The sequence below is a fragment of the Paenibacillus melissococcoides genome (assembly GCA_944800085.1).
GTDB lineage: Bacteria > Bacillota > Bacilli > Paenibacillales > Paenibacillaceae > Paenibacillus_B > Paenibacillus_B melissococcoides.
In genome coordinates this window covers 1,330,644-1,343,989 of the sequence record CALYLO010000001.1, presented here as the reverse complement: position 1 = coordinate 1,343,989, position 13,346 = coordinate 1,330,644, and the positions used below count along the sequence as shown (strand labels likewise).

At 56.7% G+C, this 13,346-nt stretch carries 13 protein-coding genes; 3 read left to right on the top strand and 10 right to left on the bottom strand.

Translation table 11 applies throughout. The features are described from left to right. Positions 1–22: 22 nt before the first annotated feature. The 9 genes from OCY70_RS06165 to OCY70_RS06125 form a co-directional block, all read right to left on the bottom strand. Positions 23–736, bottom strand: coding sequence for a PIG-L deacetylase family protein (locus OCY70_RS06165; RefSeq protein ID WP_306433951.1), 714 nt, complete (start codon positions 734–736; stop codon positions 23–25). A gap of 97 nt (positions 737–833) precedes the next feature. Then, positions 834–1,331: a hypothetical protein gene (locus OCY70_RS06160; RefSeq protein ID WP_213429104.1), complete on the bottom strand. Its 498-nt coding sequence runs from the start codon at positions 1,329–1,331 to the stop codon at positions 834–836. A gap of 32 nt (positions 1,332–1,363) precedes the next feature. Continuing rightward, entirely contained in the window at positions 1,364–2,608 is a 1,245-nt protein-coding gene (locus tag OCY70_RS06155; RefSeq protein WP_213429103.1) for a glycosyltransferase family 4 protein, read from the bottom strand. 102 nt (positions 2,609–2,710) lie between these two features. After that, a complete protein-coding gene (locus OCY70_RS06150) occupies positions 2,711–3,637 on the bottom strand; it encodes an NAD-dependent epimerase/dehydratase family protein (RefSeq protein ID WP_213429102.1) in 927 nt (308 codons plus the stop codon). A 160-nt stretch (positions 3,638–3,797) separates the two neighbouring features. Then, positions 3,798–5,030: a GTP-binding protein gene (locus OCY70_RS06145; protein ID WP_213429101.1), complete on the bottom strand. Its 1,233-nt coding sequence runs from the start codon at positions 5,028–5,030 to the stop codon at positions 3,798–3,800. Positions 5,031–5,427: 397 nt separating this feature from the next. Next, positions 5,428–5,706: a group II intron maturase-specific domain-containing protein gene (locus OCY70_RS06140; protein ID WP_261948752.1), complete on the bottom strand. Its 279-nt coding sequence runs from the start codon at positions 5,704–5,706 to the stop codon at positions 5,428–5,430. 5 nt (positions 5,707–5,711) lie between these two features. After that, positions 5,712–6,728, bottom strand: coding sequence for a group II intron reverse transcriptase/maturase (gene ltrA / locus OCY70_RS06135; protein WP_261944702.1), 1,017 nt, complete (start codon positions 6,726–6,728; stop codon positions 5,712–5,714). A gap of 564 nt (positions 6,729–7,292) precedes the next feature. After that, positions 7,293–8,426 carry an FtsW/RodA/SpoVE family cell cycle protein gene (locus tag OCY70_RS06130; protein ID WP_213431144.1) on the bottom strand — a complete coding sequence of 378 codons (1,134 nt, stop codon included), beginning with the start codon at positions 8,424–8,426 and terminating at the stop codon, positions 7,293–7,295. A 224-nt stretch (positions 8,427–8,650) separates the two neighbouring features. Then, positions 8,651–9,370: a DsbA family protein gene (locus OCY70_RS06125; RefSeq protein WP_213431145.1), complete on the bottom strand. Its 720-nt coding sequence runs from the start codon at positions 9,368–9,370 to the stop codon at positions 8,651–8,653. Positions 9,371–10,017: 647 nt separating this feature from the next. On the opposite strand from OCY70_RS06125, the gene OCY70_RS06120 reads away from it, so the two are divergent. From OCY70_RS06120 to OCY70_RS06110, 3 genes are read left to right on the top strand one after another with little or no spacing between them, the layout of a single operon-like run. Then, positions 10,018–10,272 (top strand): FeoA family protein, encoded by a 255-nt coding sequence (locus OCY70_RS06120; protein ID WP_197254230.1) that lies wholly within the window; start codon positions 10,018–10,020, stop codon positions 10,270–10,272. Beyond that, positions 10,269–11,000: a FeoB small GTPase domain-containing protein gene (locus OCY70_RS06115; RefSeq protein ID WP_213431146.1), complete on the top strand. Its 732-nt coding sequence runs from the start codon at positions 10,269–10,271 to the stop codon at positions 10,998–11,000. Before OCY70_RS06120 ends, OCY70_RS06115 begins: the two co-directional genes overlap by 4 nt. Continuing rightward, entirely contained in the window at positions 10,978–12,387 is a 1,410-nt protein-coding gene (locus OCY70_RS06110; RefSeq protein WP_213431147.1) for a nucleoside recognition domain-containing protein, read from the top strand. The genes OCY70_RS06115 and OCY70_RS06110 overlap by 23 nt, the downstream gene beginning before the upstream one ends. Before the next feature lie 94 nt (positions 12,388–12,481). Here the strand turns inward: OCY70_RS06110 and OCY70_RS06105 are convergent, their stop codons facing one another. Further along, a complete protein-coding gene (locus OCY70_RS06105; protein ID WP_213431148.1) occupies positions 12,482–13,195 on the bottom strand; it encodes a DUF1232 domain-containing protein in 714 nt (237 codons plus the stop codon). Positions 13,196–13,346: the final 151 nt, after the last annotated feature.

Here is a 13,346-nt window from a genome sequence, read left to right as displayed (position 1 = left end):
TGTCGCGGTTCGTCGAATAGAGCTAGCTATCTTTATGTAAGTCATCCAGCACCGAATGCTCCCGAATGGCCGGGCGATGCACACCCCGCTTCCATACGAGCGCGAACGCTTCCTCGCGCATCCGTTCATCGGCCGGCACGGTCTGCAGGTCGCCGAATACGCGTTCAATGGACAAGATTTGGGATTCATGGGCGCGCAGCGCTGCCGCCTTCATCTCCCAATATGGCGCGACCTCCAGCCTGATCACCGAATCCGCCTCCGCTTCGGGAACTGTCAGCGGCATATTATAGTACAGCTTCTGCACATGCGGGCAGCTTCCGCTCCATACCGCCTCGTTGACGGCATGATGGATAGCGATATGATCCGGATGCCCGCTGATTCCGTCCTCGGGAAAGGTGACCACGACCTCAATGCGGTGCCGGTTGAGGAACGCAGCAATCTTCGCCACTACCTCGCTGCGCGGGACGGAGGACAATTGTCCGTCCGGATAGCGCAGCAGCTCAATGTCCGCCAAGCCCATAATCGCGCCGGCAGCAGCCAGCTCCCGCTCCCGCCGCGCTGCCAGTTCTTCCCGGCTCATCGGGCCAAGACGGCCGGTCTTTCCCGCCTCTCCGCTCGTGGCCGTCAGCAGAGCGGCGGAGACGCCCTGATCCGCCAGAGAGCGGATCAAGCAAGCGCACCCGAACGTCTCGTCGTCCGGATGCGCATAAATAAATCCGACGGTATGTGTCAACACAGTTCAGCTCCTGTTCAATTCATATGCGGCTACGTAACATTATAACGGAGCTGGACGCGGCGCCACAACCTTGGCCAGACTTCCCTGCCGGGCCCATTCAGCGGCCCAATGCATGCTGCAGCGCTTCTACGACGACCCCGTCGGGCAGCGAGTAGCTCGCCGGCACCCTGCTCAGGAGCTGGCGCCACAACGAGTCATCCGCCGATTGCGGCGCGGTAGCCTGGACAGGTTCTGGCGGGGTCGGATGCGGACTTCCAGCCGCTGCAGGGGCGGCATGGGCCATGTCGGGAGCCGGCGGCGGCGATGGCGTTTCTTCCTCCGGTGGAGGCAGCGGCGGCGTCAAGTCTTCCTCTCGGAGCGGGGAATCCTTCCCGAACGGCCCGCTGCGCGATGGCTGCAGCAGCGGGCGCGTTCGTCGCTGCAGCCGCTTCCCGAAGGCCAGCCGCCAGCCGCGCTTGCCTGGCGTGCGCCGGTACTGGCGGCGCAGCCTCCGCCTGGCCCCAGCCCGCATCGCCATTCTGTTCTTCCCTGCCGCCTTCCTCCGACGGACGCCCCCCGCGATCTTCCGGCCGATAGTACTTGTCAGCTTCGCCATAAGCGGCACCTCCATCCATCAATCTCAGCGTATTATCGGAGAGGCCGGACCTCTTCTTCCATTCCGGCAGCGCTGTAATAGATATCGAGGACCCGTCCGGTCATCGCCTCGAGCGACCAATGCGACCGTCCCCAAGCCTGAGCCTGCGCGCCCACTTGCAGCCGGAAGGACTCATTCTCGAGTCCCAATTGCAGATGATGCAGAAGCTGTTCGCTGCGTCCCGCTTCGGAGACGAGGCCGGTTACGCCATGCTCGACCATCTCCGGAATTCCGCCCGCATTCGATACGATGACCAGCTTGCCGGCCACCTGCGCCTCCATGACCGCGAAGGGTTGATTATCCTGAATGCTGGGAAGGACGAACAGATCCGCCTGCCTTATCAGGGCGGCAACATCCTGGCGCCTGCCGAGGAAGAAAACATGCTCCGCCAGGCCCAGCGACGCCGTCATGTCCCGCAGCTCCGTTTCGGCCTCTCCGTCTCCCGCCAGCCAGCAGACCCAATCCTGGCGAATCGCCTTCAGCGAATGCAGAGCTTGCAGCAAAAAGACATGTCCCTTGACGGCATTGAACCTCGCCGGACAAATGATCACCTTCTTCCCTTGAGGCGGAGCCCAGTCGGTAGGCGTTTCCATCTCGCGGATGAAGGCTTCGACGTCCATTCCGCTTGGAGAGACGATCAGCCGGTCCGGATGTACCCCGAACTCCCGGATCATCAGATCCTGCAGCCAGCGGGTAGGCATGATCGTCAATCGCGAGCAGGATGCGCCCAGCCGTTCCCTCAGGGCCGAGTAAGCCCGCAGCGCAGGGCGGCGCTCGGGCGCATCCAGCCCCATCACCTTCAAATTGCGGAACCACTCGAGGGCGAGGCAGCCGTGAAGTGTCGATACAAGTGGCATTCCCCGCGGCTTGATGCGCGAGAGAGCATAGGCGGTTACGATATCCTGAGCATGAATGATGTCGTACTCGCTTATATCCAGGTGCAGGGCAGCCAGTTCAAACCCGTACCGCTCCACTTCACATTGCCGTATCCACGGATCCAATCCGGGCAGATGATGATCGAAGTATGGGTTGGACTGCGCGGCGATAAAAGGGAGAAGCTTCTCTTTTTCCACTACCCGGTTGCGGGGATAAATGCCGTATCCGTTCTCGTTCGGGGTTGGGCACAGAACATCGGCTTGATGGCCTTGGCGCTCCAATCCTCTCTTCAACTGTTCCACATAGGCAGTTATTCCGCCTGCGCTCGGAATCCCCCAATAGCTGGCGATCAGGATCTTCATCGTTCTCCATCCCTTTGGTGTATTGTCCATTTATACTATGACGGAACGGCATCTGTTGAGAGGTACAGGTACCCTGTTTTTGAAGCGTGTACCGGGAACGGGTCAGGCGTCCATCTTCCTCGCCGCGTAATCGCGGTACATTTCCAGCACGCCTTCGGCCAGACTCCGGCTCGGCCGCCACTGCAGCCGCTCCCATGCTAGCCGGTTATCCAGACAACTATGCTTGATGTCGCCTTCCCGCGCCGGGCCATACTCAATCTCGAAGTCACTTCCGTGAATCTTTTGAAGCAGCCCGATCAATCGGTTCAAGGTGACCGATACGCCCGTGCTTACATGAATCGTCTCCTTCTCGCCCAAGCGGGCAGCGGCCAGATTGGCCTGCACCACATCATGAACATGAATGAAATCGCGCGCCTGCTCTCCGTCTCCATGAACGCGGATACGCCCATCCTCGTCCAATTGGCGAATAAAGGCGGCGATAACGCCGCCCTCGCTGCCGACAACCTGTCTCGGCCCGAATACATTGCTGTAGCGAAGAATCGTATAAGGAATGCCGTAGAGCAGGTGAAATAGGCGGATATAGCTTTCCGCGGCCCATTTGGACAGCCCGTAATACGACACGGGACGGATCGGAGATTGCTCCGTCGCACGCCCCTCCCGCATATCACCGTATACGGCGGCGGTCGAAGCAAATACGAATTTGCGTATCCCGCTCTCACGGCAGACACTTAACAGCCGCACCGTACCTCCGATATTGATGCTGGCATCATAGCCTGGATTGTGAACAGAGCGGGCCACGTCGACCTGCCCCGCCAGATGAAATAGCATATCCGGCCGGATGCCCCGGATAATCTCGTCGCAGTTCTTGCTGCGGATATCGGCGACGTGCAGTTCGGCGTCCCGGGGAACGCGCCGCTCGCGGCCGGAAGACAGATTGTCAATAACATGAACGTCGGCTCCCTGATCAAGCAGCGCCTCGGCCAAATGAGAGCCGATAAATCCCGCCCCGCCCGTCACAACGGCTTTCATGTCCCAACACCTCGCTTTCTCTCGCTACCATAATACGTAAGAGAGACAGGTATGGCATGGGACAATCGTTCTCGGTGTACATCAATTCCGCCAGCGGATTGCAAAAAGCTGCGGCGGAGCGGGGCCACATGAGATCGGCTGCGGAAGGCCAGCGCCCGCTTTACGCGTCCAGCCCGGCGGTAACCCAGGCCAGAGGATTGTCGAGCGCCGACCAATCCTGATCCATCTCGGCTGCGGTCAGCAGACATTCATCCAGCCCGCGCTCAATCCGGGAGCGATCCGGAGCAATGCCGATCAGCACCAGCTCGTTCCCCCGATCTCCCCATTGCGCATGCCAGCGCTGGCGCATATCCGGCTCCTCTTCCAGAATCATCTCCCTCTCTTCCGGCGTCGCGGCAGCGAGCCAATAGCCGGCCGGTCCGATCTGGATGGAATGTCCGGCCTGGCTCAGGCTAACGGCGATATCCGATGCCGGAGCGAGCCAGAGCATGCCTTTGGCCCGTATAATCTCGTCCGGCCAGTCATTCATGAACCGGTACAGCCTTTCCGGATGGAACGGTTGCTGACGCCGGTATACGAAAGAGGTGATGCCGTACTCCTCGGTCTCCGGAGTATGAGCTTCGAGTTCCCGCTCCGCGATCCAGGCAGCGGTATGGCTGGCGCTCTCGAAGTCGAACAAACCCGTGTTCAGAATCTGCTTCGGATCCACTTGGCCGTTCACGGTGCGAATGATGCGCGCCTCCGGCTGCAGCTCCCGCAGCACGCCTTCGAGCTTCTTCAGTTCCTCTTCCGCCACCGAGTCGCACTTGTTCAACAGCAGCACGTTGCTGCATTCTATCTGATCGATAAGGAGATCGACAACGCTGCGGTTGTCCTCCTCCCCCGCCTGCTGCTTCCGATCGAGCAGCGATTCCCCTGACGCGAAGTCATGCCAGAACCGGCTCGCGTCGACAACCGTGACCAAGCAATCCAGCCGGACGAGCGAAGGAAGATCAATGCCCAGCGCTTCATCCGCATACGTCAGCGTCTGCGCAACGGGCAAGGGCTCGGAGATTCCTGTCGACTCGATCAAAATATAATCATACCGGCCTTCCTTCGCCAGCCGCTCGACCTCCCGCAGCAGATCTTCGCGCAGCGTGCAGCAAATGCATCCGTTCGACATCTCCACCAGCTTCTCTTCGGTCCGCGACAGGTTCGAGCCCGCTTTCACCAGATCGGCGTCAATATTAATCTCGCTCATATCGTTGACAATCACCGCCACCTTGAGCCCCTGGCGGTTGTTCAGCACATGATTCAATACGGTCGTCTTCCCGGCGCCGAGGAAGCCGCTCAATACCGTTACGGGAATTTGTCCGTCCGGATTTGTACCCGGCGTTATTGTCTGATCTGCCATAGAAATTCATATCCTCCGTTAATCGTAATTATTACGATATAATCATATAGGCGTCATCCCGCTGCTGTCAAGCTCCGAACCAGAAGCGATGGGAAAAGAGCTAGAATCCTCTTCGATCCGAGTTCCGTTATACGGTCTCTGCTGTTGCTGTTCTGACATCTGGATGCGTCTTTCAGCGCGCTTTTGATCGTTCTCCCAACCGCACAGGACTTCTCCTCTAAGGAAGGCAAGGGGTAAGTCGACCACATTGCATTGTAGAGTAGAGAACTGAAATTTCATTGGAGGGCGAAAACCCTCTTCTTTACTTTTTCAGTTCCCCCTTCATCAAACCGTACGTGAGGTTTTCCCTCATACGGCTTTCCGATGCTCTTCTTCCTCCGGCATTACGGTACTTCCCTTAGCTGGCGAGTTTCTTTAATCCCGCAAGTTGTGCAGCAATGGCTGCTTGCCGGGAATTGCTGTGTTTGTTACGACGGCTACGTTTCTTGTTCCAGAACAGGGTGAGACGCTTACGGATGTACCAATCGATTTTGTTCAGGTACTGGTCAGCAAAGGAGTCTATACCATAGTAGTTCCTCCATCCCTGTATCTTCGGGTTGAGTTCATCTACCATCCGGTTCATCGTCCAGAATAGACGATTGCGCGGTTCTGTTGCTTCCTTTACCTTTTGCTTCATGTTCTTCATCGCCTTCTTGACGGGTAACTGCGAAGAACATGAACTTCCTTGTTCCTTTTCATCATCCTCGGTATTTTCCGGTGATGCATCCCCAGAAAGTCGAAGCCTTCTTTGTCTCCCCAGAGGTTAACAAGTTTGGACTTCGTCTTGTTCATTTCAAGTTCCAGCTTTCCAAATACCGCTTTGAGGACATCAATCGCCCTCAGAGCTTGTTCTTTGGTTTTGCACAGGATGACCAGATCATCGGCATAACGCACCAGTGTTCCTGCTTCCGCAAACTTCTTCTCCCAGATGGTATCCAGATAGTTCAAGTAGATATTTGCCAAGAGCGGACTTATGACTCCGCCTTGCGGGCTCCCGAGGTCGGTTTCATGAAACTGATCATCTTTCACGAATCCTGCCTTGAGCCACTTGCGGATGAGTTGTAACACTCGTCGATCACTAATTCTCTGTTCCACCAGTCGCATCAGTTTCTCGTGCGGGATATTGTCAAAATATCCGGTGATATCGATGTCGACGACCCAGTATACGCCTTTCTTTACTGCTCGGCGGATATGCCGGATTGCATCATGCTGGCTTCGCTTGGGCCGGAATCCGTAGGAGCAATCCTTGAAATCCGCTTCGAAGATCGGTTCTATAACCATCTTGGTCGCCATTTGAACGACCCTATCTCGGATGACAGGGATACCAAGCGGGCGCATCTTGCCGTCCGGTTTGGGTATCTCTTTCCGTCTTGCAGGCTGTGGATGGTATTTTCCGTTCCTCAGCTTACCTTGGATTTCATCGACAAATCGCTCTTCCCCGAACTCTTTGACGATGTGGTCGATGGTTATGCCATCTACTCCACCGCTTCCGCCCTTCGCCTTGACCCGTTTCCATGCTTCCCAAAGAATGTCGCCGCGGTGTACCTTGTCGTACAGCGCATGAAATCGCCGCCTCGGATTTTCCTTGGCCGCTAGATATAGTACGTTTTGGAGTTGTTGAGCTTTTACTTTGGCGTAGTTAGCCTTTTGGGCATTCACTGACTCTTACCTCCTCCAGTACGTGAACAAAGCAGGGGCTCTTTCCTCCACAAGGTTGTGTTGTCCTTGCTTCACGGGTACTACAACCCCCTCCGCCACCCTTCTCGCAGCTCGCCACTTCACCTTTCGGGCTTATAGGGTCGCTCTTTACGGCGTTGCCGTGCGAGGTAGGGTTTCCCCAGTTCCAGACACAACTTTCTCAACATGCCGTTCCCCATACACCGGAGAGTTCTTCCGCGCTGCATTTCCAAGAGCTTCACGCGTTCCATGGCCTTCGCCCAATGTTCCGAGGCTCGGCTCTCTCTTGTCCTTTGCAGGTTCTTTTTGACGATGCGGCAGGATTCACTTCATGTTACGGCCTGCTGATTTGCTCGCACTCTCTTGAGAGTTACTTTGTCACAGGGCTTCAACCTTAGGGTCTCTCCACCAGTTGCCTCTCAGCTACGAGGCGACTTGGCTCTTACCTCGACCGGACTCACACCGGCTAGTTGTGCCTAGCTTGGCTAGGCGCGCGATCATTAAAAAAAACTGCCTTGCGGCAGATTTTTCTTCGATTGATTACGTTCACAGCTCCAGCAGGTTCGGTTCCTCCTGGTGGATTTTGACGCTCATCACGAGACCGATCGATATCATATTGGTGAGCAGCGAGCTCCCGCCGTAGCTGATGAACGGCAGCGACAAGCCCGTAAGCGGCATCAGGCCGATATGCATCGCGATGTTTTCGAATATTTGCAGCGTGAACATCGCAATAATGCCGATGATGAGGTAGGCGCCTTCCAAATCTTTGCATGCGCCGGCAATGAGCACCATCCGGTAAATAAGCGCGAAGTACAGCAGGATCAGGCAGGCCGAGCCGAGGAAACCGAACTCCTCGCCGATGACGACAAAGATCGAATCCGAATAGCTGTACGGAATATAACCGTTATGCACGAAAAACCCTTTGAGAAAGCCGTCTCCCGAAAAATTCCCCGACCCGATGGCCCGAATCGAATTCATGACATGCCAGCCTCCATCCGGGTTGCTCGCCGGATCCAGAAATGCCTCGATGCGGGAAAACTGATGCGGCTTAATCAGCTTAATCAATAAGTCGCGATTGTGATAGTACAGCACCAGGATCGTTCCGACAGCGGCGGAGGCTGCGGATAGACCGACGATCATATGGGAGAGCCGCGCATTCGCAATCCAGAGCATGGCGACAAAAATCGATACGAATACGATGGTCGTGCCCAAATCCGGTTGCTTGTAAATCAGGTACATCGGAACCGCCACGACAAGGCCAAGCGGCACAATATCCCGGGTCAGACTAAGCGTCTCGCCATCCCTTCGCCCCAGCAAGCGGGCCAGGAGCATGATAATGAACAGCTTCATGAACTCGGACGGCTGGAATTGCTGGCTTCCGATCTCGATCCAACGCGTGGAGCCGTTGATGTTGACCCCTTTGAACATGACCAGCAGAAGCAATCCGATACCGATAACGTAAAGGATGACGGATAAATACCGGACGACGATGCGGTAATCGAACCAGGCGGTAACAAGCAGCGGGATGAACAGAACAACGTACAGCTTGGTGTTGTCCATGTGCATGCCTTCATATTTGGTATTCACCGTCGCGCTATACACGACGATGGTGCTAATCGCCATGAAGCACAGCACCAGCCAGAGCAGCAGCGGATCGAGCCGCTTCCATTTTCGCAGCATTACGTTGTACCTCTTCTATGTATTGAACCATCTGCCCCGCATGACAAACAAACCCTTCAGCTAGCCGAAGGGCGCGGGGACAGGAAGATCTTGTCACGTGAATACTACCCCATCCCCCTGCCGTTGTCAACCGCGAGCGCAGACTGCCGGCTGCACAGGATCATTCCGTTATTTCGGCGCAAAAAACGGGCCGCCTCCAGGCAAACCCGCTGTTTCCCGCGTTTCTATTTGGCTGCCTGAGCTTGCTGCCGGCTCAGCTCCGACAAGATCGCTTCCCGTATCCCCTCATAAGAAATATCCTCGACCTCTTGCCCGTTCACCAATACCGTCGGCGTGCCGCCAATCTTGAACTTGCGCGCAATCTCCATATCGGCCTTTACCGTATCGAGATGCTTCAGCTCCTTCAGCTCGGCTCGGAACTGTTCGGCATCGATTGACGGAATATCCCGCTCTACCAGACGGGTCAGGAACGATTCGTTCGCCCAAGCTTCGTCCTTCTCGCCCTGAAGCTCGTTGATCCGCTTATGGTAGGTCCAGAACGCGGATTCGTCCATATGGTATAATATCTCTCCCGCTACGGCCGCGAGCTCCGAATCCGGAGCCAGAAATGGATAATGGATATAGTAGAAGGCGGCGGTGCCGTCCGCGATAAATTCCTCATGCAGCTGCGACAGCACGAGCTCGGTCCAGCGCTTGCAGGCCGGGCATTTGTAATCGCCGAATTCGACGATACGGATCGGAGCGTTCCGATCTCCCATCACCGGTTGGAGGTCATAATTCAACTCCTCTTCCGGAATTGCCTGGGAGGCGGACGATGCGGACGGCTGTCCTTCCTCGCGGACGGCTGTCCCGGCCAGACTTGCCGCCAGCCATATGACCAGCAGCGCAAGCACGATGGCGCCGGCCAGCAGGATTCCCTTGTTCATGGAGGATTTGTTCTGCAATGGGCCTCATCTCCTTTTCATCGGAAAAGAATCACCGGTCACGGCCGGGGCGAACCAGGCCGAGCCGACGCCAGTATATCCCATTGTCTGTCTGTCCTCAGTGCATTAGATCATAGGGTCTCCGGTTCCGGCCGCTGCCGCCATGCCGGACGAAAAGATTGCCGGTCCGTCAAGCGCGTTCCGCCAAGACAGGCAAGCGGAAGCTCGTCATATAGAGCTGGTTCGCCTGTTCGAAGCCAAGGGAGCGATAGAGCCGGATAGCGGGCTCGTTGTCATTGAACACTTCCAGCAGAACGTAAGAGGTCAGCCGGGCAGCCCTCCGGGCCAGTTCGCCGTTATTTTCGCTCCGTATCCCCGTCCCCGCCGCGAGGCGATCGTGCCGATGTTTCCCACTTCCGCCGATTCTGCCATTCTGTTATGGGCAAGCATTTCTAGTATAGTGCTTGCCCCTGCGCCAATGTCAACGGGACGCCAAGCCCGCTCTTGCCAACAATTCCCCCTCCCTAAAAATGTTGCCCTAATGAAAATTATTGTTGGCAACTCAATACTTTTGTCCTATACTAATAATAACAAGAGCGGGGGAACCGGGGACATACGGTTCCCGATCCGCTCGCGAGGTTCGGACATGGGGAGGAGGAACATCATAGATGTCGACAACAGACAGATCTTTGGCAGAAGCGGATACAGGCAGCCGGCTGCGTCTCTCCCGCATCGAAGTGGAAGGAGTGCTGCGCCGGCGGCTTCTCGATCTCGGCTTCGTGCCGGGCAATACGGTCGAAGTGCTGCAGCGCAGCCCGCTCGGGGATCCGGTCGCGTTCCGCGTGAACAATACGACCATCGCGCTTCGCCGAGAAGAGAGCACGCGCATATACGGGGAGATAATTGGAGGTGAGGATGAATGAGCGGATATCGAATTGCCCTCGCCGGTAACCCGAATACAGGCAAGAGCACGTTGTTCAATACCTTGACAGGGATGCGCCAGCATACCGGGAACTGGGCAGGCAAGACCGTCATGATGACGGAAGGAGAATTCGAGCATCAAGGCACGCCGTTCCGCATCATCGATCTTCCGGGCACCTACTCTCTCTATTCGAACTCGGCGGATGAGGAAGTCGCCCGGGACTATATCATATTTGAGAATCCGGACGTGACGGTCGTCGTGCTCGACGCGACATCGCTGGAGCGGAACTTGAATCTGGCCCTGCAGGTCATGGAGATGACGAACCGCGTCGTCCTCTGCATCAACTTGATTGACGAAGCGAAGCGCCTGGGCGTCCGCATCGATATCAATGCGATTTCCCGCAAGCTGGGCGTGCCTGTAGTCGCCATCTCGGCGCGCAGCCGGATTGGCATTCCCCAGCTGCTCGACAAGATCGAGCAGGTCGCCTCGGGCAAGCTCGTGCCTCAGCCGCTGCAGATTCAATACAGCGATCATATCGAACGCAAGATTGCCGAACTGGAGCCGGCGATACGCGAGCAGCTTGGCGACCGTTATCCCGCCCGCTGGATCGCCTTGCGGTTGCTCGATAATGACGAGAAGCTGCTTCAGACGATGAAGAAGCGGATGACGGAAGACCAGACGGCGACAATGAAGGAGACGGTACAATATGGCTACACCGCTTGCCACTAATTCCCCCGACTCGCTCGATTCGCTATTAGCGAAGGCCAAGAACCTGACCAACGGCAGCGAGGTTCGGGACGACATCGTCGGGGATATTTATAAGACAACGCACAGCATTTGCCGCGAAGCGGTCCGCTACGAAGATAAGAAGAAGCTGGAGAGCACATACCGGCTTGACAAAATCGTCACCTCCCCGATTTGGGGATTCCCGATTATGCTGGCGATACTGGGTGCGGTCTTCTGGATTACGATTGCGGGGGCGAATGTGCCTTCCGCCCTGCTCTTTGACTTGTTTAATACAATTGAAAGCTATTTGACCGCCGGCTTCGAAGCGCTTCATGCGCCCGCTTGGCTGCATGGCGTGCTCATTCTCGGATTCTTCCGCGGCACGGCCTGGGTCGTCAGCGTCATGCTGCCGCCAATGGCCATCTTTTTCCCGGTATTCGCCCTGCTGGAGAACTTCGGCTACTTGCCGCGCGTCGCCTTCAACATGGACCGCCTGTTCAAGAAATCGGGCGGGCATGGCAAGCAGGCGCTGACGATGTCGATGGGCTTCGGCTGCAATGCCGCAGCGATTTTGTCTACCCGCATTATCGAATCGCCGCGTGAGCGGATGCTTGCCATCTTGACGAACAACTTCGTGCCCTGCAACGGACGCTGGCCAACCCTGATTCTGCTGTCTTCCCTCTTCATGGTGTCGGCGGGTCTCGGTTCCGGCATGCAGACGCTCGTTACGGCCTCGGTCGTCATGGGCATGGTCATGATCGGCATCGCCGTCACGTTTACCGTATCGTGGGTCTTGTCCAAGACCGCCCTGCGCGGGGTGCCGACTCATTATACGCTGGAGCTGCCTCCGTACCGGAAGCCGCAGTTCGCGAAGACGATTCTGCTCGCGTCGCGGGACAAATCGCTCAATGTGTTGACGCGTGCCATCATCGTGGCCGCGCCTGCCGGGATCATCACCTGGATCCTGGGCAATATTTTCATCGGCGGGGACAGCGTGCTTAATCATATGGCCGGCTTTTTCGACCCGTTCGCCCATGCGATCGGACTGGACGGCTTCATCCTGATGGCCTTCATTCTCGGCCTTCCTGCGAATGAGATTGTGCTTCCGATTCTGCTGATGGGATACTTGTCCACCGGCGCGTTGGTCGATGCCGACGGCATGGACAACATCAAGAACATCTTTCTGAACCATGGCTGGACATGGCTGACAGCACTCAATATGATGCTGTTCTCCCTGCTCCATTATCCATGCGGCACGACGCTGTTCAATATTTACAAAGAGACGAAGAGCGTGAAGTGGACCGCACTGTCCGCGCTCATCCCCCTTGCCATCGCGATTGCCGTCACCTTTGCCACGGCTCAATTGGCAAGAGCGTTCGGCTGGGTATAGGGTATAACAAGAGAACATGCCTGTTGGCAGCACGAGCCGGTGCTTCTGGCTCGTGCTGCCTTCGTATGCGGGACATACCGCTTCTCCCCGCCGCCTATTCGCCTTCATCCGGTGCCTCGGCGGCCGGATCGCGTCCGGTCGCATTTCTCTGCGTTTGCGCTGCGCCGGCCATGCCTCGCAGCCGTTCGAGCGCCATATTAACCGCAATCGCATCATCAAGGTAACCGATCGGAAACACATAATCCGGGATAATGTCGACAGACAGGATGAAATAAAGCAGAGCGCTGCCGAGCACCGCTTTTTCCTCCTCCGATACCGCCGGATCGCAAAAGCAAGCATACATGTCGCGCATTTGCTCAATGAACGGGCCTTCTCCGCTCACCTTGCTCACTTTTTCCTCGAAATCTTGATGAATCAGCCGCTTGCCTTCCTCGGTACGGGCATACCTCTCGCACTTCATCAGTTCCTGCCGCACCCCTTCGGTGCTGAACTCCGGCTCATATAGCTTCGAATGCCCCAGCACTTGCTGAATCGCATCGACGGAAGCGTGCATATCCGTCCTTCCGCTCGGCTCTGCCCCGACGGAATAGCCCGCTGCCCGGTACAGCCGCTCGGCCGGAATGGCGAGAACCGACGCGATGCGATGAATGTATTCCGGCTTGACCGCCTGCTTCCCGTTGGCCATCCGGGAGATGGTGGCCGGATCAATTCCGGTCTGCTCGCTTAATTTGCGCATGGACAAGGAGCGCTCCTTGAGCAATGCTTTCAACTGCTGGCCGAATTGCGGCACGTTATCCGTCTGATTCATCCTATCCCCTCCTCGTCTTTAACGAGAGCATTGAGGCCATGAAGGCGCAGCAACGCGATTTGATGATCTCTCAACAATATATGTAGCGGACACGCATAATTCCTCAATATATCCGTAATCTGTACCGAATCCATTCCTGCACTGCTGACCG